The 20,608-nt window shown below is 61.0% G+C and carries 21 protein-coding genes; 12 read left to right on the plus strand and 9 right to left on the minus strand.

Annotated features, from left to right (window positions below):
* Positions 1-70: 70 nt before the first annotated feature.
* A complete protein-coding gene (locus ACORQT_RS07925; RefSeq protein ID WP_164057321.1) occupies positions 71-1,456 on the plus strand; it encodes a sodium:solute symporter in 1,386 nt (461 codons plus the stop codon).
* Positions 1,457-1,559: 103 nt separating this feature from the next.
* The gene (locus ACORQT_RS07930) at positions 1,560-2,369 is read left to right on the plus strand and encodes a nitrilase-related carbon-nitrogen hydrolase (protein ID WP_164057322.1); all 810 of its coding nucleotides are present in this window, start codon (positions 1,560-1,562) and stop codon (positions 2,367-2,369) included.
* A 76-nt stretch (positions 2,370-2,445) separates the two neighbouring features.
* On the opposite strand, the gene ACORQT_RS07935 is transcribed toward ACORQT_RS07930, so the two are convergent.
* Together ACORQT_RS07935 and ACORQT_RS07940 are read right to left on the minus strand one after the other, a co-directional pair.
* Positions 2,446-3,429, minus strand: coding sequence for a magnesium and cobalt transport protein CorA (locus tag ACORQT_RS07935; protein ID WP_033642493.1), 984 nt, complete (start codon positions 3,427-3,429; stop codon positions 2,446-2,448).
* 11 nt (positions 3,430-3,440) lie between these two features.
* Positions 3,441-3,860 carry a GNAT family N-acetyltransferase gene (locus ACORQT_RS07940; RefSeq protein WP_164057323.1) on the minus strand — a complete coding sequence of 140 codons (420 nt, stop codon included), beginning with the start codon at positions 3,858-3,860 and terminating at the stop codon, positions 3,441-3,443.
* A 131-nt stretch (positions 3,861-3,991) separates the two neighbouring features.
* On the opposite strand from ACORQT_RS07940, the gene ACORQT_RS07945 reads away from it, so the two are divergent.
* Complete coding sequence (locus ACORQT_RS07945; RefSeq protein ID WP_033642495.1) at positions 3,992-5,092, plus strand: PQQ-dependent sugar dehydrogenase; 1,101 nt, start codon at positions 3,992-3,994, stop codon at positions 5,090-5,092.
* A 13-nt stretch (positions 5,093-5,105) separates the two neighbouring features.
* On the opposite strand, the gene ACORQT_RS07950 is transcribed toward ACORQT_RS07945, so the two are convergent.
* Together ACORQT_RS07950 and ACORQT_RS07955 are read right to left on the minus strand one after the other, a co-directional pair.
* A complete protein-coding gene (locus ACORQT_RS07950) occupies positions 5,106-5,726 on the minus strand; it encodes a glutathione S-transferase family protein (protein ID WP_033642496.1) in 621 nt (206 codons plus the stop codon).
* A gap of 91 nt (positions 5,727-5,817) precedes the next feature.
* Positions 5,818-6,474, minus strand: a complete 657-nt coding sequence (locus tag ACORQT_RS07955; RefSeq protein ID WP_033642497.1) for an HAD family hydrolase — start codon at positions 6,472-6,474, stop codon at positions 5,818-5,820.
* Positions 6,475-6,581: 107 nt separating this feature from the next.
* On the opposite strand from ACORQT_RS07955, the gene ACORQT_RS07960 reads away from it, so the two are divergent.
* A complete protein-coding gene (locus ACORQT_RS07960) occupies positions 6,582-6,818 on the plus strand; it encodes a hypothetical protein (protein ID WP_147880293.1) in 237 nt (78 codons plus the stop codon).
* Entirely contained in the window at positions 6,763-7,785 is a 1,023-nt protein-coding gene (locus tag ACORQT_RS07965) for an isopenicillin N synthase family dioxygenase (RefSeq protein WP_033650768.1), read from the plus strand. Before ACORQT_RS07960 ends, ACORQT_RS07965 begins: the two co-directional genes overlap by 56 nt.
* A gap of 59 nt (positions 7,786-7,844) precedes the next feature.
* Here the strand turns inward: ACORQT_RS07965 and ACORQT_RS07970 are convergent, their stop codons facing one another.
* Positions 7,845-8,990: a trans-sulfuration enzyme family protein gene (locus tag ACORQT_RS07970; RefSeq protein WP_164057324.1), complete on the minus strand. Its 1,146-nt coding sequence runs from the start codon at positions 8,988-8,990 to the stop codon at positions 7,845-7,847.
* 12 nt (positions 8,991-9,002) lie between these two features.
* On the minus strand, positions 9,003-10,370 hold the full coding sequence (locus ACORQT_RS07975; protein ID WP_042784067.1) for a pyridoxal-phosphate dependent enzyme: 1,368 nt from the start codon (positions 10,368-10,370) through the stop codon (positions 9,003-9,005).
* Positions 10,371-10,837: 467 nt separating this feature from the next.
* Between ACORQT_RS07975 and ACORQT_RS07980 the strand changes: the two genes are divergently transcribed.
* Positions 10,838-12,043: a serine hydrolase gene (locus ACORQT_RS07980; protein ID WP_444859354.1), complete on the plus strand. Its 1,206-nt coding sequence runs from the start codon at positions 10,838-10,840 to the stop codon at positions 12,041-12,043.
* Positions 12,044-12,145: 102 nt separating this feature from the next.
* Here ACORQT_RS07980 and ACORQT_RS07985 read toward each other — a convergent pair whose 3' ends face one another.
* From ACORQT_RS07985 to ACORQT_RS07995, 3 genes are all read right to left on the minus strand, one after another.
* Positions 12,146-12,637, minus strand: a complete 492-nt coding sequence (locus ACORQT_RS07985; RefSeq protein WP_239507471.1) for a fimbrial protein — start codon at positions 12,635-12,637, stop codon at positions 12,146-12,148.
* A gap of 19 nt (positions 12,638-12,656) precedes the next feature.
* Positions 12,657-13,475 carry a fimbrial protein gene (locus ACORQT_RS07990; RefSeq protein WP_033633691.1) on the minus strand — a complete coding sequence of 273 codons (819 nt, stop codon included), beginning with the start codon at positions 13,473-13,475 and terminating at the stop codon, positions 12,657-12,659.
* 232 nt (positions 13,476-13,707) lie between these two features.
* The gene (locus ACORQT_RS07995) at positions 13,708-14,040 is read right to left on the minus strand and encodes a hypothetical protein (RefSeq protein ID WP_025302211.1); all 333 of its coding nucleotides are present in this window, start codon (positions 14,038-14,040) and stop codon (positions 13,708-13,710) included.
* Positions 14,041-14,704: 664 nt separating this feature from the next.
* Between ACORQT_RS07995 and ACORQT_RS08000 the strand changes: the two genes are divergently transcribed.
* The 6 genes from ACORQT_RS08000 (at position 14,705) to ACORQT_RS08025 (ending at position 20,585) form a co-directional block, all read left to right on the plus strand.
* Complete coding sequence (locus tag ACORQT_RS08000) at positions 14,705-15,226, plus strand: fimbrial protein (protein WP_025302212.1); 522 nt, start codon at positions 14,705-14,707, stop codon at positions 15,224-15,226.
* Positions 15,227-15,304: 78 nt separating this feature from the next.
* Entirely contained in the window at positions 15,305-15,841 is a 537-nt protein-coding gene (locus tag ACORQT_RS08005) for a fimbrial protein (RefSeq protein ID WP_033642500.1), read from the plus strand.
* A gap of 47 nt (positions 15,842-15,888) precedes the next feature.
* Positions 15,889-18,423: an outer membrane usher protein gene (locus ACORQT_RS08010; RefSeq protein WP_164057326.1), complete on the plus strand. Its 2,535-nt coding sequence runs from the start codon at positions 15,889-15,891 to the stop codon at positions 18,421-18,423.
* A 79-nt stretch (positions 18,424-18,502) separates the two neighbouring features.
* Positions 18,503-19,267 carry a fimbria/pilus periplasmic chaperone gene (locus ACORQT_RS08015; RefSeq protein ID WP_089191437.1) on the plus strand — a complete coding sequence of 255 codons (765 nt, stop codon included), beginning with the start codon at positions 18,503-18,505 and terminating at the stop codon, positions 19,265-19,267.
* Positions 19,268-19,341: 74 nt separating this feature from the next.
* The gene (locus ACORQT_RS08020) at positions 19,342-19,980 is read left to right on the plus strand and encodes a fimbrial protein (protein ID WP_046897038.1); all 639 of its coding nucleotides are present in this window, start codon (positions 19,342-19,344) and stop codon (positions 19,978-19,980) included.
* A 50-nt stretch (positions 19,981-20,030) separates the two neighbouring features.
* The gene (locus tag ACORQT_RS08025; protein WP_047024965.1) at positions 20,031-20,585 is read left to right on the plus strand and encodes a fimbrial protein; all 555 of its coding nucleotides are present in this window, start codon (positions 20,031-20,033) and stop codon (positions 20,583-20,585) included.
* Positions 20,586-20,608 lie beyond the last annotated feature (23 nt).

Here is a 20,608-nt window from a genome sequence, read left to right on the forward strand (position 1 = left end):
GTACTGACCCTGCCGGCGGAGCGGTTGCGTCGGGCCCCCTGATAACAATAACAACGGAGTGGAGGTACCCATGAATTTCGATCTGCTGGTTGTGGTGATTTACTTTTTGGTGATAGGCGCGGTGGGGTGGATGGGCATTCGCCGCGCCAACTCCAAAGAGGCGTATCTGGTGGCCGGGCGCAACCTGGGGCCGGGGCTGTATCTGGGCACGCTGTCGGCGGTGGTGCTCGGCGGCGCGTCGACCATCGGCAGCGTCAAGCTCGGCTACACCTACGGCATCTCCGGCGTCTGGCTGTGCGGCGCGCTCGGGCTGGGCATTGTGGTGCTGAGTCTGGTGCTGGCCAAACCGCTGCTCAAACTGAAGCTGTATACCGTCAGCCAGGTGCTGTCGCGGCGGTATCACCCGGCGGCGCGGGTCACCAGCGGCGCGATCATGCTGGCGTATGACCTGATGGTGGCGGTGACCTCGATCATCGCCATCGGCAGCGTGATGCAGGTGATGTTCGGCCTGTCGTTCAGCGCGTCTATCCTGCTCGGCGGCGGGCTGGTGGTGCTGTATTCGACGCTGGGAGGCATGTGGTCGCTGACGCTGACCGACATCATTCAGTTCATCATCATGACCGTCGGCATGATGCTGGTGCTGATGCCGATGAGCATCGTCAAGGCCGGCGGCTGGGAGGCGTTCACCAGCCTGCTGCCCGCCGGTTACTACCAGCTGTCGTCGATCGGGCTGGATACTATTCTGGTATTTTTCCTGATCTACTTCTTCGGCATTTTGATCGGTCAGGACATCTGGCAGCGGGTGTTCACCGCCCGTAGCGCCAATGTGGCGCGCTTCGCCGGGCTGGGGGCGGGCGTCTATTGCGTGCTGTACGGCGTGACCGGCGCGCTGATCGGCATGGCCGGCAAGATCGTGCTGCCGTCGCTCAGTAATACCGACGGCGCCTTCGCCGCCATCGCGCAAGCGGTGTTGCCGGTCGGCGTCAGCGGGCTGGTGGCCGCGGCGGCCCTGGCGGCGCTGATGTCCACCGCCAGCGCCTGCCTGCTGGCGTCTTCGACCATCGCACTGGAGGACGTGTTGCCGGCCATCCGGCGCAAACCTTCCGGCGGGCTGGCCGCCGGGCGCTTCACCACGCTTTTCATGGGCGCGGTCATGCTGGGGCTGGCGTTTGTGGTGCGCGACGTGCTGGCGGCGCTAACGCTGGCTTACAACCTGTTGGTGGGCGGCATGCTGATCCCGTTGGTGGGGGCTATCTTCTGGCCGCGCGCCACCAGCGCCGGCGCCATCGCCAGCATGCTGGCCGGCAGCCTGTGCGTGGTGGGGCTGATGATCTGGCACGGCATCGACGCCAACAGCCCGATCTACGGCGGTCTGCTGGGCGGCGGCGTCGCCTTCGTGCTGGGCAGCCTGCTGAGCCGTCCGGCGCCGCAGCTGGAGACTCAAACTGAACGCTGAGGGGCGGCCGGGCTTTTATCACGGCGCCTTTACTGATTTACTGAGGAGTAGGGGGTATCGCCGCCCTGTCGGTTTAACGGTGAGGGTAAGGAGAAGGTGAGTCATGGGTACGATCAGCGTCGCATGTTGCCAGTTGGCGTTGCGGGTAGGGGAAGCGGAACATAATCGGGCGCTGTCCGCCCAGGCGATCCGCCGGGCGGCGCAGCGTGGCGCCAACGTCATCGTGTTGCCGGAGTTGGTGAACAGCGGCTATGTGCTGCGCGACAAGGCGGAGGCGCGGGCGTTGGCCGAGGCCGAAGATGGGCCCAGCTTTAGCCTGTGGTGTGCCCTGGCGAGTGAGCTGGATGTGGCGATCGTCGCCGGTTTTTGCGAGCGCCTGCCCGAGGGGGAGGTGGCCAACAGCGCGGCGTTGATCGATGCGCAGGGGGTGAGGGCGATTTATCGCAAAGCGCACCTGTGGCATGAAGAGAGTTTGATCTTTACCGCCGGCGATCGGCCGCCGCCGGTCGTCGAGACGCGTTTTGGCCGGTTGGCGGTGATGATCTGTTACGACCTCGAGTTTCCGGAGTGGGTGCGCTTGCCTGCGTTGGCCGGTGCTCAGCTGCTGTGCGCGCCGGTCAACTGGCCGCTGGCGCCGCGCCCGCAGGGCGAACGGCCGGCGGAGATGGTGAAGGCCCAGGCCAACGCCGCCGTCAATCGGCTGTTCATCGCGGTGTGCGATCGCTGCGAAACGGAGCGCGGCGTTGCGTGGATCGGCGGTTCGGTGATCGTCGACGCCGACGGCTATCCGTTGACGCAGAGCCTGACAGGCGAAGGCATGGTGCTGGCATCGATGGATATCGGCGTAGCCGATGACAAGCACATTGGCCGCCACAATCACGTGCATCGCGATCGGCGGCCGATGCTGTATTGAAGCGGCGGGGCGGTCGGTGGACCCGGCTGCTCCGCAGATCGTCTTCGCCGGTGGGGAAAATCCGCCGTTCTGGCGCTTACAGCCAGCCCGATTTCTTCAGTTTCTGATACAGGAAAATGCAGCCGACGGCGGTCACTCCCAGCGTGGCGTGATAGGCCCACGGGAACTTCAGTTCCGGCATGTCGGCGAAGTTCATCCCGTACAGGCTGAAGACCACCGTCGGGATGGCCAAGATTGCCCCCCAACCCGCCAGCCGTTTCACCACTTCGTTTTGTTTGACCGTCACCAGCGCCAGGTTGACGTGCATGGCGTTGGTCAGCATTTCGCGCATGTCGTCGATATTGCTGACCACCTGATGGGCGTGATCTTGCACGTCGCGCACGTAGGCGCGCAGCTCTTTCGGGATCACCTCTTCGTGCAGGCGGATCAGCTGGTTGCAAATTTCATCCATCGGCAGCGCGGCGTTGCGCAGCGCCAGCAGATGGCGGCGCAGGGTATAGACGTTCTCGATCGCCGCCTGATCGAACTCTGACTGAAACATGTTGGCTTCAATGTTCTCGATGGTGCTCTCGAAGCGCGCCACCACGCTGCGGTAGTTATCCACCACGAAGTCCAACACCGAATAGAGGGCGAAGCCCGGCCCGCGGCACATCTGCTTGTGGTTCTCTTCCGCCTTGGCGCGGATCGGCGCGTAACTGGGCGAAGCGCCGTGGCGCACCGTCACCAGAAAGTTTTTGCCGACGAAGAAGTGGGTTTCGCCGTATTCGATTTCGTCGTGCTCGCCCCACTGCGCGGTTTTCACCACGATGAACAGCGAGTCGCCGTAGGTCTCCAGCTTCGGCCGCTGGTGCGCGCACAGCGCGTCTTCGATCGCCAAATCGTGCAGCCCGAACTCCTCCTGCACCTTGCGCATAAACGCCGGCTCCGGCTGCCTTAATCCCAGCCAGATGAAGGTGTCGGGCTGTTTGACCACCTCGCTGATATCGTCGATGGTCACTTCGCCCAGCCGTTGGCCGGCTTTGTACGCTACACAGTTCACCACCATGCTTTTGCTGTCCATCCGTCCATCCATTAATCAGTCAGCGTTTTGGTAAGTAAATAACACTCATGTTCCACCGGATACTCTTTCAGCGTCATTTGCAGCTGATAACCGAGCTTTTCGTAGAACGGCCGCGCCTGAAAGCTGAAGGTGTCGAGGCGGGCGTAGCGGCAGCCGCGCGCCTGCGCCTCGTGCTCGGCGGCGCGCATCAGCCGGCCGCCGAGGCCGCTGCCGCGCTGGGTATCCGCCACCCACAGCCACTCGATGCTCAGCCAGTTGCCCCAGGTTTCGGCGGTCAGGCCGCCGATCACCGCGCCGGTTTCGTCGCGCGCATAGACGCTGAGCGGCTTGCGGTGGCTGGCGTCGATATGCGGCAGGTTGTAAGCGCGCAGGCCTTGCCTGATCGCATCGAGGGTTTGTTCGTCGATCGCGTCGGTAACGGTAATGTCCATTTTTCCTCCTGGGTAATGGATTAACTTAAGCACATGGCGGCTAAAAGGCAACCCGTTGAAATGTAATGCAAACGACCGCGGCCGCTGAGTGGGCTACACTAAACGGGTTATTTTATCTTCAGGAGGACGCCATGCCCCGATTGACTCTGCTGGCCGGTTTGCTGCTGTGCAGCGGCCTGGCGCACGCCGCGCCGACGGTCAGCCAATTGCAGGACGGCCTGGAACACCCTTGGTCGCTGGCCTTCTTGCCGGCGGAACAAGGCCTGCTTATCACCGAACGGCCCGGCCGGCTGCGGCTGTGGCAGCAGGATAAAGGGCTGTCGCCGCCGATCGCCGGTGTGCCGCAGGTCTACGCCGAAGGGCAGGGCGGCCTGCTGGAGGTGCTGCCGGCGCCCGATTTCGCCGCCAGCCGCCGGGTGTATCTCAGCTTCGCCGAACCGGGCGAGGGCGGCAAAGCCGGCACGGCGGTCGGCTATGGCCGCCTGAGCGACGATGGCGCGCGGCTGGAAAACTTTAAGGTGATCTTCCGTCAGCAGCCCAAGCTGTCGGTCGGCAATCACTTCGGCGGCAAATTGGCGTTTGATCGGCAAGGCTACCTGTTTATCACGCTGGGCGAAAACAATCAGCGGCCGACGGCGCAAGAGACCGACAAATTGCAGGGCAAGCTGGTGCGGCTGACCGCCGAGGGCGCCGTGCCGCCGGACAACCCCTGGGTCGGCCAGGCAGGTAAACGCCCGGAGGTTTGGTCTTACGGCCACCGCAATCCGCAAGGGCTGGCGTTGAACCCGTGGAGCGGCGCAATCTGGGAGCATGAGCACGGTCCACGCGGCGGCGATGAGCTCAACATCCCGCTGCCGGGTAAAAACTACGGCTGGCCGCTGGCCACCTACGGCATCAACTATTCCGGCCAGCCGATCCCCGAGGCGAAAGGGGAGCGGGTGCCCGGCACCGAACAACCGCTCCACTATTGGCGGGTTTCGCCCGGCCTCAGCGGCATGGCGTTCTATGATGGGCAGCGCTTCCCCGCCTGGCGGCACTCGCTGTTCATCGGCGCGCTGGCGCAAAAGGCACTGATTCGCCTGACGCTGAAGGGGGACAAGGTGGTGGCGGAAGAGCGGCTGCTGGGCGATCGCGGCGAACGCATCCGCGAGGTGCGCAGCGGGCCGGATGGCTACCTGTATCTGCTGACGGACGAACGGGACGGCAAGCTGCTGAAGGTCGGGGCGTCGTAACGCCCCGCACGCGTCAGGTGAGTGCGCTCATCACGCCGCGCTGGTAGGCCGGGCGTGCGCGCAGTTGCTGATACCAGCGCTCCATGTTCGGCCGCGGGCGGCGGGCGATCGGCATTTCGAACCAGGCGTAGGCGAAGCTGCCGAGCGGGATATCGCCGAAACCGAACGCGCCGCCGGAGAGGTAAGGCTGGTGCGCCAGCGTCTGTTCGATGACGTCGAAGTGTTTTTCCAGCGTGGCGATCGCCGTTTCGATTTTCGCCATGTCGCGCAGCTCCGGCGCGGTGCGTATCAGGCCCCAAAAGACGATGGTGAAGGCCGGGACAATCGTCGAGGTGGTCCAGTCCATCCATTTCTCGGCGGCGGCGCGCGCCTGCAGATCTTGCGGATAGAACGTCGCGTCGCCGAATTTCGCCGCCAGGTAGCGCACGATGGTGTTGGACTCCCACAGCACGAAGTCATCGTCCTGCAGCAGCGGCACCAGGCCGTTCGGGTTCAACGCGCGGTAACTCTCTTCGTTGACTTTGCCGAACGCCCCGCCGGCGTTGATGTGGGTGTAGTTGAGCCCCAATTCGGCGGCGCACCACAGCACCTTCCTGACGTTGTTCGAATTCTCACGACCCCAAATGGTCAGCATGGGATAACTCCGTTAGCGGATAATAAGGACCCTCTATACCTACGCCACAACGCGCTTTTTGTCACACCGCAGGGCACTTTTTGTCTGCCGCTCAGCGTTCCCAGCGGCACACTTCCCAGCCGCGCTCCGCCGCCAGCGCGCTCAGTTCGCTGTCGGGGTTGATCACCGTGGCGCTGTCGACGAATTGCAGCATCGCCTTGTCATTGAGAGAGTCGCTGTAGCCGTGGCTGTGCTCGAACTTCAGGTGCGGGTGCTGCGCCAGCCAGTGCTGCAGGCGGATCACCTTGCCCTGTTGATAGGTCATGGTGCCGTAGGTGTTGCCGGTGAAGCGGCCATCGCTGATTTCCACGCCGATCGCCAGCGCATCGTCGGCGCCGAGCTGTTCGGCGATCGGCGCCACCAGATGCTCGCCGGTGGCGGAGATCACCAGGATGCAGTCGCCGCGTTCGCGGTGCCACTGCAGGCGTTCGCGGGCGGCGGGATAGACGCGCGGCAGGATGTCGCGGCGGATGTAACGTTGCACCCAGCCGGCCACGGTTTGCACGCTCAGGCCGGCCAGCGGCGCCAGCGTGGCCTGCATGTAGTCCTCCATCGACAGCTTGCCCTGATAGTAGAGCTGCATCAGCTGCTGCTCCTGCAGTTCCAGCTCCGCCGGCGCGAACCCCTGGCCGACCAGCCAGCGGATCCACAGGCTGGCGCTGTCATCGTCAATCAGGGTTTCATCCAGGTCGAATAAGGCTAAATCCATCAGTATTTCTCCGGCAGGCAGGGTATGAGGTCGTTTACAGGATAGCGGATAGCGCACGTCGCCAGCCAGCGGCGTCGGCGAAATTGCGCAGAGCATAAGAAACATTGATGACGGTTTTGCGACAGTTTGTTGAACGTTTGCATAACTTAGAACGCAACAATATTGGCCGCTCCGGCGAGCGCGGTGATAACTATGAAGCAAATGCAGCTACCCGCTGGGGAGTGACAATGTTGATTATTCGCCTGTATGGCAGCCCGATCGTGATCGGGGAAGAAGAGGAATCGCATGATGACGCATCTGACGACGCAGAAGACGCTGCCGCTGCTGGATCTTTCGCAGCTTGACGGTGATGCGCGCCAACGGCGCGCCTTTCTCGACGATCTGCGCGCGGCGGCCCGCGACGTCGGTTTTTTCTATCTGCGTGGGCACGGCGTGGACGGCGCGCTGAATGCGCGGCTGCAGCACGCCGCGCGGCAATTCTTCGCCCTGCCGGAAGCCGACAAGCTGGCGGTGCAGATGGTGCATTCGCCGCACTTTCGCGGTTACAACCGGGCGGCGGCGGAACTCACGCGCGGGCAGCCTGACTGGCGCGAGCAGTTCGATATCGGCGCTGAACGCCCGGCGCTGACGCTGTCTGATGACACGCCGCGCTGGGCGCGCCTGCAGGGGCCAAACCAGTGGCCGGCGGCGCTGCCGACGCTGAAACCGCTGCTGCTGCAGTGGCAACAGGCCATGACCGCCATGTCGCTGCGGCTGCTGCGCGCTTTCGCTTTGGCGCTGTCGCTGCCGGAGCAGGCGTTCGATCGCTTGTACGGCGAGAAGCCCAACGAGCACATCAAACTTATCCGCTATCCGGGGCGGGACGCCACCGGCAGCGCACAGGGCGTCGGCGCGCACAAGGACTCCGGGTTTCTCAGCTTTTTACTGCAGGACGTGCAAAAAGGGCTGCAGGTAGAGGTGAGCGAAGGGCAATGGATAGACGCGCAGCCGCGTGAAGACACCTTCGTGGTGAACATCGGCGAGCTGCTGGAGCTGGCGACCAACGGCTACCTGCGCGCCACGGTGCACCGGGTGGAAACGCCGCCGGCGGGGCGCGACAGGTTGTCGATCGCTTTCTTTCTCGGCGCGCGGCTGGACGCGGTGGTGCCGCTGTATCAACTGCCGCCGCAGCTGGCGGCGCAGGCGCGCGGCCCGGCCAGCGATCCGCTCAACCCGCTGTTTCGCGACGTGGGCGACAATTACCTGAAAGGGCGCATCCGCTCTCACCCCGATGTGGCGCACCGTTTTTATCAGGACGTCATCGGCGTCTGAACGCCGGGCGTAAAAAAGCCCGGCGCGTCGGCCGGGCTGATGGTGCACTGATGCGGTGATTATTCCGCCAGCGCCTGCTGCAGATCGGCGATCAGATCTTCCACATCCTCAATCCCTACCGACAGGCGCACCAGCTGCGGCGTGATGCCGGTTTCCAGGCGCTGTTCCAGCGGAATGGAGGCGTGCGTCATGCTGAACGGCTGGCTGATCAGGCTTTCCACGCCGCCCAGGCTTTCCGCCAGGGTGAACAGGCGCGAACGCTGGATGACCCGGCGGGCATAGGCGTCGTCGCCTTTCAGCCGTACCGAGATCATGCCGCCGAAGCGCGTCATTTGGCGCGCCGCCAGCTCATGCTGCGGATGGCTCGGCAGGCCGGGGTAATAGACGTTTTCCACCTGCGGCTGGCTCTCCAGCCACTGGGCGATGCGCAGCGCGCTGTCGCTGTGGCGCTGCATGCGCAGTGCCAGAGTGCGAATGCCGCGCAGCGTCAGGAAGCTGCTGAACGGATCGAGAATGCCGCCGACCGCGTTTTGCAGGAAACCGAGCTGTTCCGACAGCGCCGGGTTATTCCCCACCGCCGCGACGCCCGCCACCACATCGGAGTGGCCGTTAAGGTATTTGGTGGCGGAGTGCACCACCACGTCAAAGCCCAGATCCAGCGGACGTTGCAGATACGGCGAGGCGAAGGTGTTGTCCGCCACGCTGATGAGCTGATGCTTTTTGGCGATCGCGGCGATGGCGCTCAGATCCGCCAGCTTGAGCAGCGGGTTGGTCGGCGTTTCGACCCAGATCATTTTGGTATCCGGCTCGATCGCCTGTTCCAGCCCGGCGAGATCCGCCGGCGACACGTAAGTCACGCGCAGGCCGGCGGTGCGGCTGCGCACTTTTTCCAGCAGGCGATAGGTGCCGCCGTACAGGTCGTCTACCGCGATCAGGTGGCTGTCTTTATCGAGCAGCTCCAGCACCGTGGAGCACGCCGCCAGACCGGAGGCGAAGGCGTAGCCGCGGCTGCCGCCTTCCAGTTCGGCGATGGCGCTTTCCAGCGCGGTGCGCGTCGGGTTGGCGCTGCGGGAGTATTCGTAGCCGGTATGTTCGCCCGGCGCCGGTTGGGCGTAGGTGGAGGTGGCGTAAATCGCCGGCATCACTGCGCCGGTCGCGTCCGGGGTGTAACCGGCGTGAACGGTCAACGTATCAAACTTGGCCATAATGGATCCTTATTAACGTAATTTTTGGCGCCAGGCGTTAAGCACGTCTGTGCGGGTAATCAGGCCGAGGAAGCGCTCGCCGTCGAGCACCACCGCGACGTGGCCATGGTTGAAGGTGGCCTGTAATTCCTCGTAGCCGGCTTCCTTTTGCAGCGTCTGGACCTGCTTGGTCATCGCGCTGCCGGCCGGCAGGCTGAAGTGGGCGGCGTCGGCCTGGACGGCGTTCAGCAGATCCCACTCATCGATCAATCCGACCACCCGATCGCCTTCCAGCACCGGTAGCTGCGAGATGTCGTACAGCCGCATGCGGGCGTGCACGATCGCCAGCGTGTCGTCCGGCGCGGCGGAAACGGCGGCGCCTTCGTCGTGGCGATAAGCGATCAGATCGCGCAGATCGCCGTGCTGCGGTTTGCTCAGCAGGCCCTGCTCCAGCATCCAGTGGTCGTTATACATTTTAGACAGGTATTTGTTGCCGCTGTCGCAAACGAAGGTCACGACCCGCTTGGGTTCGGTTTGCGCGCGGCAGTAACGCAGAGCGGCGGCCAGCAGGGTGCCGGTGGAGGAGCCCGCCAGCACGCCTTCCTTGCGCAGCAGATCGCGCGCGGTGGTGAAGGCTTCTTCATCGCCGATGCGGTAAGCGTGGCGCACCTGGTCAAAGTCGCTGAGCGGCGGGACGAAGTCTTCGCCGATGCCTTCCACCAGCCAACTGCCCGCTTCGCCGATTTGGCCGTGGTCGAGATAGTCCGCCAGGATAGAGCCGGCAGGGTCGGCCAGCACGAATTCCGTCTGCGGCGAAACCTCGGCGAAATAGCGGCTCAACCCGCCCAGCGTGCCGCCGGAACCGACGCCGACCACGATGGCGTCCACGTCATGATCCATCTGCCGCCACAGTTCGGGCGCGGTGGTGGTGGTATGGGCCGCCGGGTTGGCCGGGTTGTTGAACTGATCGATATAAAAGGCACCGGGGATCTCCCCGGCCAGGCGTTTAGCGTAATCCTGATAATAAGCTGGGTGCCCCTTGCCGACGTCCGAACGGGTCAGCAACACCTCTACCCCCAACGCGCGCAGGTGGAAGATCTTTTCGCGGCTCATCTTGTCCGGCACCACCAGCAGCAGCTTATAGCCTTTCAGCGCCGCCACCAGCGCCAACCCCAGGCCGGTATTGCCGGCGGTGGCTTCGATGATGGTGCCGCCCGGCTGCAGTTTGCCGTCGCGCTCGGCCTGCTCGATCATCGACAGCGCCACGCGGTCTTTGATCGAACCGCCGGGGTTTTGGTTCTCCAGCTTGACGAACAGCCGGCACGGGCCGGTATCAAACTGGGTCAGTTCCAACATCGGGGTATTGCCAATCATCTCGATGACGGAATGGGGGATCGCCATGACTCATCTCCAGGATTATTCGGTATAAAAGTCGTTGTGCGGATGATAGCGCTGAGGATAAGCGCTTTAAAAAGAACAAATAACGGTTCTATATGCCATTATGGAATATATTAATCTTTTTTAGACGTATGGAAGCGCAGATGTTTAGCGGTGCAGATGCTTGGCCGTTTAGCCGTGGATGGGGGCGAAAGTGCGCGTCTCGATGCTTTTTTGAACGATAAGTGCGTGCCTGCGTACAGTTATGTAAAAATGCTGAAAATTCACGCTAAACCCTGCAAAAATAAGATAAATCACATAAACTCACAGCAAGGGCATTTTCGGTGTGTTGTGTTACCCGCTACGGGCGCCGCAGGGGGTTGCGGCCGGCACGCGCGCACCGGGCCACTCTCGCTGGTTGGCTTAAAACGTGAACATGTTTGAAAGTTAACGCTATTTCAATGGTTTTGAATGGACACTCTGGCGACGTCATGATGAAAAAAAACTTATCCACTTCCCTGAAAAAACTGACCTTCAGCGTAGGCATCCTGTTGCTGGCCGCCCCGGCCGTACACGCGGCCGAGCCGCCGGCGCCGCCGCAGGTAGACGCCAAGGCCTTCATTCTGATGGATTACAACAGCGGCAAAGTGCTGACCGAAGGCAATGCCGACACCCGTCTCGATCCCGCCAGCCTGACCAAGATCATGTCCAGCTACGTGATCGGCCAGGCGATCAAGGCCGGCAAGATCAAGCCGGAAGACATGGTCACCGTCGGCAAAGATGCCTGGGCGCCCGGTAACCCGGCGCTGCGCGGCTCTTCGCTGATGTTCATCAAGCCGGGCGATCAGGTGCCGGTACTGGAGCTGAATAAAGGCATCGTGATCCAGTCCGGCAACGACGCCAGCATCGCGCTGGCGGACTACGTGGCGGGCAGCCAGGATTCGTTCGTCGGCCTGATGAACAACTACGCCAAATCCCTGGGCCTGCAGAATACCCACTTCCTGACGGTGCACGGCCTGGATGCGGAAGGGCAGTACAGCACCGCGCGTGACATGGCGCTGCTGAGCCAGGCGCTGATCCGCGACGTGCCGGACGAATACGCGCTGCATAAAGAGAAAGAGTTCACCTTCAACAAGATCCGCCAGATTAACCGCAACCGTCTGCTGTGGAGCAGCAACCTGAACGTCGACGGCATCAAGACCGGCTACACCAGCGGCGCCGGTCACAACCTGGTGGCGTCCGCCACCGACGGCCCGATGCGCCTGATCTCGGTGGTGCTGGGCGCGCCGAGCGATCGCGTGCGCTTTAGCGAAAGCGAAAAGCTGTTGACCTGGGGCTTCCGCTTCTATGAAACCGCGACGCCGATCAAGGCCGATAAACCGTTCGTCATCCAGAAAGTGTGGTTCGGCGACGTCAGCGAAGTGCCGCTCGGCGTGGCGAAAGACGCCTCGGTCACCATTCCGAAAGGGCAGATGAAAAACCTGAAGGCCAGCTACAAGCTGACCCAACCGACGCTGGAAGCGCCGCTGGCGAAAAACCAGGTGGTCGGCACCATCGATTTCCAGCTGGACGGCAAAACCATCGAACAGCACCCGCTGGTGGTGATGCAAGAGGTGAAAGAGGGCAACTTCTTCAGCCGCATCTGGGATATGGTGATGATGAAGCTGAGCCAGTGGTTCGGCGGGATCTTCGGCTGAATAGCCTGATATGAGGAGCGCCCCGGGCGCACCATCCTCGACCAAGCCGCAACGGAGACGTTGCGGCTTTTTTTATTTTCAGTATCCGGCCGAAGCGGCGCTTTAAAAATAGTCCACCAGCATGGTGGCGCCGCTGGAGAAGTCGCCTTCCGCCAGGGTGACGGCGCTGTTTTTCACCGGCACTGCATCAAGCGTCGGCGGATTGGCGTAGTCGATGTTCAGCGGCGTATTGATGGCGAAGGCCTTACCGTTGGCCAACAGCTTGATGCCCAATCCAGTGACGCTGCTGATCAACACGCTGTTGTCAAAGGCCGCCGCGCTGCCCATGATCTTCATTTTCAACTGGCGGCTGTTATCCAGAAACTCGCATTTGATGCTGTAATCGATGCGTTGCATATAGCGGCTGCCGTCGATGCGTTTGATGCCGACCTTGCCGAAGTCGATATCGATGGTGCGCCCGTCGTTGATCACGCAAGGCGGAGGCGCCACCACGGTGGCGGTGATGTTGACTTTGGTGCCCTGATCGGCGGCCTGAGCGGCCGAGCTAATCAACTCCAGCGCCAACAGCAGGGCGTAGCCCGTTTTTATCGTCATGTTCATTCTGGCTCCCGTCTCAAGGTGCGCTGAAGATCAGCGTGGCCGAGCCCGACAGCGGACCGGTGGCGATGCTGGTGTAAGGGACATTGTTCTTCACCGGCACAAAGGTGACGGTGTCGTTGCCCAGACCGTTGACGATGCGCGTTCTGAAGGCATTGTTGGGCTTTACCACCGCGCCGTTGTGCACCATGGCCACGCCGACGTTGGGGTTGGTGGTCTTGATAAAATCGCTGGAGAAGCCGCTGGCGTCGCTGACCATCCGGATCAGAATATCCTGCGTCGCACTCTGATCGTCGCACTGGTAGCTGAGCGCTTTGTCCTGTTTGATCTGGGCGTCGTTGGCGCTCTGGGTCAGGAAGTCCTGGCGGATCTGACCAAAATCAACATTAATTTGCTGGCCGTTGTTGATGGTGCAACTGGTGGTGACGAAGTAGGCGTCGTTGTCGGCGATCAGGCGCCAGCGATAAACGCCGCACTGTGGGCAGCCCGGTTGATCGTTGGTCTGAATAAAGTTGATTTGGCCGATGACATCACCCTTATTCACCTTGATGTCCGGCGTTGGGAAACGGTTCAACACGATATAGACCCGGATGGCGACAGACTGGGTCTGCAAGCCGGTGAGGCTGAGTACGCTGATGCCGGCAGGCACCGGGGAGTTATAGTCGCTGCCGTTGATGGTCGTGCCGCTGCCGATCGAGCCAAAAATCGCGCCGTTCATCGACAGCGCCGGGCTATCGGTTTTGAGATAGTCGTACCAGCTCGCGACGTCGTTTTTACAGGTGACCTGGCTGACGTTGACGATTTCGTTTTTGCCATAAGAAAGCTGCGGCCCGATGCGAACCCGGACGTCAACCGGCGTGGCCGATCCCCCCGGGGGAATAAGTCCGCCATCGGACGTGCGGCAAGTAAATGCGTTGGCGTTGCCAAACAGCAGGAAGAAAGAGAGTGCCAGGCAGCAACGTAAAAATAGCAGGGCTGTTTTTCTCACGATAATATCCCGATATATATAAATGGTGTGCGGCGTTACTCCGCAATGAAATATTGCCAATCAGGCCGGCTGGCCATATTTATTCCGTTAAAGGAGAGTGAGATGCATCTTTGTTGGGTATGCCGTTGTTATCGCCACCGTCCAGCAACGCGGTGGGATACCACCTCAACGAGTTGTTGATGGAGCCGTCCGTCACAATCACTTCTTGTCGGGCGACAAGATCCAATAACAGCCGTCGAGCCCGGTAAACACCGACGTTGACGGCATTGGCCAGTTGCCGTGTCGAGAGCCACTGCTGCTGTGGCGGCGGCCCGGCGACGGGACATTGACGGGGCGATTGCGCGAATAATGTTTGCAGCAGATCGTGCTGCAATTGCCGTATTTCCTTTTGTTTCGGAGATAACGCTTCCATAGCACTTCCTCTGTATTCCGATTGCCGTATTCCTAAGAAAAAACAAACATTCGCCGTCTACCAACAACGAGGTAAAACGCGAACAAAGAAAATTCCTATCTATTTATCAGGATTGAAAAAAAAGGCGTTGCCCGCCCCGTTTTTACCTATGTTCAGGCAGGGGTGGCGTCACGCAGAAACCTAAAATTTTGGTTTATTATATTCACAAAGCGCCACTTTGCGATCTGATTACTTGTGAATCTCGCAAAAACAGGATATTGCTCTATAAAAGTATTTTTTACGATCTATGAGCCTAAAAATAACAGTAAATTAACTTTAATTAGGAAATAAATTGCGAATGTTCGCCTTGATCAAAAAAAGCCTTTTTTTGCTGAGAGGCATTTGCCAGAATATTCATCGCCGGACAAGAAGGGCGGATTAGAAAGTATTGGCCCCTACTCGTTGTGATTTCGTTTATTTTTATAGGGCGAATTCATTAATGGGTGGGCCGCTGCAGACTTACCGTTATCGACTTTTTATTGTCGGTGCCTTTGGGTTTTGGCAGTTAACCAACTAGCAAGATGCTAAAGAATCAGGGCTGCGCACATATAAGCGCGAGCAGGTTTCCTGTTGCTCTTTTTCTTGATTGGAATATGCATTTTTTCTTATAAGGAATATAGGTTCTATGAAACTTAACAAAATCATGATGGCTGCAGTGATTGCATTTGGCGCAAGTTCTTTTGCACAGGCAGCCGATCAGGGACACGGTAAGGTCACTTTCACGGGCTCTATTATTGATGCGCCATGCTCTATTGCGCCTGAGTCGATCGATCAGACCGTAGATCTGGGCCAGGTGTCCAACGTGGCGTTGAAAAACGGCGGCAAATCCAACCCGCGTCCGTTTGAAATCAAGCTGGAGCAGTGCGACATCACCACCCTGAAAACCGTTAAAACCACCTTCAGCGGCGTAGCATCGTCTACCGATAAGGATCTGCTGGGCATCGCGGGCACCGCCAGCGGCGCCGGCGTAGCCATCTCTTACAACGGCCAGCCGATCAAATTGGGTGAAGCGACTACCGCGCAGACCCTGAACACCGGCAACAACACCCTGCATTTCGCCGCCTACCTGCAGGGCGAAGGCGCTTCCGCCGCCATCGTTCCGGGCGACTTCACCGCCGTAGCCGATTTCACCCTGGCTTATCAGTAAGTGAGTCCGAAGGCTTAATCAACCAGGCATGGGGCTCGCCGCATGCCTGGTGAATCTCCCTGTCAAAGGAATGTCGCGATGTTTTTACCAAGGAATCGAGCGGGTGCCGTTCTTTTGGCGTCGTTGGCGTTTGCGCCCGGCTATGCAACTTCCGCCGCGCAGGGGTGGGGCAAGGTCAGCATGCACGGCGCCATTATCGACACCGCCTGCGCCATTGCCGCCGGCAGCCGCGATCAGACGATCGATATGGACACTCTTCCTCTCGGGCAGATCATTCGTGACGGCCAGGGGATGACCAAACCTTTCAGTATTGAATTGGTCAACTGCATTTTGGAACGGCCGGAAAACAAACCTGATTGGAAATTCTTTCAGGTCACGTTTGATGGTTATGCGGAAGGCGCTCTGTTTGGCGTACAGGGCGAGGCGCGCGGCGTCGCATTGAAGATAAAAGACAGCAACGGCACGCCGGTTATTCCAGGGAAACCCTTACCGATGGAAGGAATAATACCGGGAAATAGAGTGCTGAATTATTCCATGACGTTGATGCCGAATCATCAGCCGTTGAAGGCGGGAGCGTATTTTTCCACAGTGCGTTTTAAGCTGGATTATTTTTGATTTTTTCTCGTACTGACGGTTAATTCGTTATTGAAAGGACTTTTATTATGCTTTCACCGGCAGGGAAGTTATTTCGTCTTCAAGCTTTGGGGCTTTGTGTTGCCCTTTCTCTGGGAAATCCGATCGCGTTGGTCTATGCCGCCGACGTTATTCAATTCAATACTGACGTATTAGACATCAACGATCGTAAAAATATCGATCTGAGCCAATTTACGCGCAGCGGCTACATCATGCCGGGCGTTTATACCATGGTGGTGCACGTCAATAAGAACGACCTGCCGGAACAGCCGGTGACGTTTTTGGCGCCTGAGAACGATCCTAAAGGCAGCGAAGCCTGTCTTTCACCGGCATTGGTCAACCAACTGGGGCTGAAAGAAAAGCTGTTAAGCACGCTGAACTGGACACACGGCGGCCGCTGCCTTGACGCCTCCAGTCTGGCGGGGATGGAAGCGCGCGGCGATCTCGCCAGTTCCGCGCTGTATCTCAACATCCCACAGGCCTATCTGGAGTACAGCTCGGAAAACTGGGATCCGCCTTCGCGCTGGGATGACGGTATTCCCGGGCTGCTGTTTGACTATAACGTCAACGCCCAAACGCAAAAGCACCAGAAAGGCGGCAGCAGCTACAGCCTGAGCGGCAACGGCACCGGCGGCGCCAACCTGGGCGCCTGGCGCCTGCGCGCCGACTGGCAGGCCAACCTCAACCACCAGACCGGATCTTCTCAGCCGACTGACAAACAGTTCGACTGGAGCCGCTATTACGCCTATCGGGCGATCCCGGCGCTGCGTTCGCGGCTGACGATGGGGGAGGATTACCTGAACTCCGACATTTTCGACAGCCTGCGCTTTACCGGCGTCAGTCTGCGATCCGACGACAGCATGTTGCCGCCCAACCTGCGCGGCTATGCGCCGGAAGTGACCGGCGTGGCGAAAACCAACGCCAAGGTGGTGGTCAGCCAGCAAGGGCGCGTGCTGTATGAAACGCAAGTGGCGGCGGGGCCGTTCCGCATTCAGGACATCAACGACGCCGTTTCCGGCGAGCTGGACGTGCGCGTCGAAGAGCAGGACGGCAGTGTGCAGGAGTTCAAGATGAACACCGCCAACATTCCTTACCTGACGCGCCCGGGCACGGTGCGTTACAAGCTGGCGACGGGCAAACCGTCGGAGTGGGGGCATCACCTGCGCGGGCCGATGTTCGGCACCGGCGAGTTCTCCTGGGGCATCAGCAACGGCTGGTCGCTGTACGGCGGTGGCATCGCCGGCGGCGATTACAACGCGCTGTCGCTGGGGATCGGGCGCGATCTGATGGCGCTGGGGGCGCTGTCGTTCGACGCCACGCAGTCGCGCGCGCGTTTGCCGCAGGAGGGCACGCTTACCGGCGGTTCGTATCGGTTGAGCTATTCGAAGAACTTCGATGAATACGACAGCCAGGTCACCTTCGCCGGTTACCGCTTCTCCCAGGAGGACTTCATGAGCATGGGGGACTACCTCGATGCGCGTTACGAAGGGGGACGCAGCGGCAAGAGCAAGGAGATGTACACCATCACCTTCAACAAACAGTTCCGCGATCTGGGGCTCAGCACCTATCTCAACTACAGCCACCAAACCTATTGGGATCGGGCGCCGAACGATCGTTACAACCTGATGGTATCGCGCTACTTCGATATCGGCGATTTCAAGAACGTCAGCGTATCGCTGTCGGCCTATCGCAACCGTTACAACGAGCGCAACGACGACGGGATGTACCTGTCGCTGTCGCTGCCCTGGGGCAGCGCCGGGACGCTCAGTTACAACATGACGCTCGATCGTGAAGAGAACGCTCATCGGGTCGGTTACTACAACCGGGTCGATGAACACAACAACTATCAGATCAGCGCGGGCGCCGCGCGCAGTGGGGCGACCGCCAGCGGGTATTACAGCCATCAGGGCGATATGGCGCAGATCAACGCCAACGCCAGCTACCAGGCCGGTCGCTACAGCGCCGTCGGCATCGGCGCGCAGGGCGGCCTGACGATGGCGGCGGAAGGGACGGTGCTGCATCGCGTCAATACGCCGGGCGGCACGCGCTTGCTGCTCGATACCGAAGGCGTCGCCGGCGTGCCGGTACGCGGCTACGGCAGTACGGTGCTGACCAACCGTTACGGCAAGGCGGTGGTGGCGGATGTGAACAGCTACTACCGCAACAAGGCCAGCATCGATCTCAACAGCCTGGGCGACAACGTCGAGGCGACGCGTTCCGTGGTGCAGGCCACGTTGACCGAGGGCGCCATCGGCTACCGCAAGTTCGAGGTGATTGCCGGCGAGAAGGCGATGGCGATCGTCAAGCTGGCGGACGGCAGTGAGCCGCCGTTTGGCGCCACGGTGCTGAATGCCCGCAAACAGGAGACCGGCATCATCAATGACGGCGGCAGCGTTTACCTGTCCGGCCTCAACCCCGGCGAGCGCATGAGCGTGCACTGGAACGGCGCGGCGCAGTGTGAAATCCAGCTGCCGGCGCCGTTGCCGGCCGAAATGCTGATGAATACGTTGCTGCTGCCTTGCCGTCCTCTCACCGGTAACAAGCCGGCGGAGAACGCCAACTGATACCCCCGGCGGAGCGTGCTTCGCCGCTAAACCGCCGGGGCGGAATCGCCCGCCTTCGGCTGACTGGAACCGTGAAGACATGATGAATCTGACTATGACCAGAAAGACCGTTTCCCTTTTGAGCTCGCTCGCCGCCGCGTTGACGATCGGCGCGATCGGCCTGCCCGCCCATGCGGCTATCGCGCTGGATCGCACGCGCGTGATTTTCGACGGCGACCAGAAAACGGTCAGCCTCAACATCAGCAATCAGAATAAGCAATTGCCCTATCTGGCCCAGGGGTGGATTGAAGACGATCGCGGCAACAAGATCCAAAGCCCTTTCACCGTGCTGCCGCCGGTGCAGCGGGTGGAGCCGGGCAAACCGAGCCAGGTGAAGATCCAGTCGCTGCCGGCGGCGCGTCAGCTGCCGCAGGACAGGGAGACGCTGTATTACTTCAACCTGCGCGAGATCCCGCCGCGCAGCAATAAGCCGAACACGCTGCAGATAGCGTTGCAGACGCGCATCAAAATGTTTTATCGCCCGGCGGCGCTCGCCCCGAAAAAGAACGCCGCACCGTGGCAGGAGCAGCTGACGCTGACCCGGCAGGGCGACAAGTACGTGGTGAACAACCCGACCCCGTATTACGTGACGATCGTTGAGGCGAGCGCCGGCAAGGGCGGGAAAGGGGCCGCCGGCTTTGAACCGTTGATGGTGGCGCCGAAGGCCAGCGCCTCGCTGAACGTCTCAGCCGCGAGCCTCGGCAGCGGCCCGTCGCTGGCGTACATCAACGATTACGGTGGTCGGCCGCAGTTGAACTTCCGCTGCGCCGGCAATGCCTGCCAGGTCGTGCCGGTCGCCAAATGACGCGCCGCGCGCAAGCAGGGAAGACCAAGTCATGAACACAGCGGAGTGAACGAATCATGCAACGAAAGAACCCCATGCTGTTGGGAAAGGCCTATGAACGTCATCAGCGACGCACTATTGGCCTGACGGTGTTGGCCGCGCTGATGGTGCCGCTGACGGCGGGCACGATGTTGATGCTGATGCCGCCGGCCCGCGCGGTGGATAACTGGGACGTTGAGGGGGCGAACGGCACGCTCCACGTCTACGGCGCGTTAACGGAAAGCGCCTGCAGCCTGGAAATGACCACCGCCCGCCAGGAGGTATGGCTGGGCGAGACGGGAACGGCGCACTTCCAGCGCCCGGGCGATCGCGGCACGCCGGTCGCCTTCGAGCTGACGCTGAAAGACTGCCTGCGGGCGCCGGCGAGCAACCGCGACGCCTGGACCGGGGTTCTGGCCTGGAGCGGCAGCCAGCCTGCGGTGTCCGTCGCGTTTTCCGCGCCGACGGATGACGACGCGCCGGGTCTGGTCAGGGTCGCCGGCGTCACCGGTTTGGGGTTGCAGTTGGCGGATGCCCGCGGTCTGCCGGTCCGCCTCGGCGCGCGCAACAAACCGGTATTGCTGACGCCGGGACAAAACACCCTGACGTATACGGTGACGCCGGTGCGCACTCCGGCGACGCTGAGCGCCGGCGCTTACCGCGCGGCGATCGATTTCCGTCTTTATTACGACTAATACGCCGCTTGCGCCTGGCAGGCGCAAGCATAACCAAAGGGAGTGGCGTCATGCGCGCGACAGAGACGAACCGGCGCCGAAGCGCGCTGCTGGGAGCCGGCATGGTGATGCTGGCCGGCATGATGGCGCAGCCGGCGGCTGCGGCGGAAAACATGCGCTTTCACGGTACGCTGGTGGCCGAGCCGTGTGTCATACAACCGGGGGATGAGGACATCCAACTGGATTTCGGCACCATCGTCGACAAATACCTGTACCTGAACACCCGCACCCACAGCCAAACCTTCACGTTGCACCTGACCGAGTGCGATCTCAGCCTGGGCAATACGGTGGCCATTACGTTTACCGGTACTGAAAACGCCAAACTGCCCGGCCTGTTGGCGTTGGATGGCGGCAGCCTGGCGTCGGGGATCGGCATCGGGCTGGAGGACAGCAGCGGCAAGGCGCTGCCGCTCAATCGCGCCAGCGATAAATTCCGTCTGAACGCCGGCAACACCACACTCACGCTGCAAGCCTATGTGCAGGGAGAGCCGGAAGCCATCCAGACGAAGTCCATCGGCCGCGGCACCTTCAGCGCGGTGGCCACCTTCACGTTGGAATACGAATAAGCGCCTACAAGGACAAGAAACGC

This window comes from Serratia sp. (in: enterobacteria) (assembly GCF_052400455.1).
In the GTDB taxonomy this organism is placed as follows: Bacteria; Pseudomonadota; Gammaproteobacteria; order Enterobacterales; family Enterobacteriaceae; genus Serratia; species Serratia ureilytica.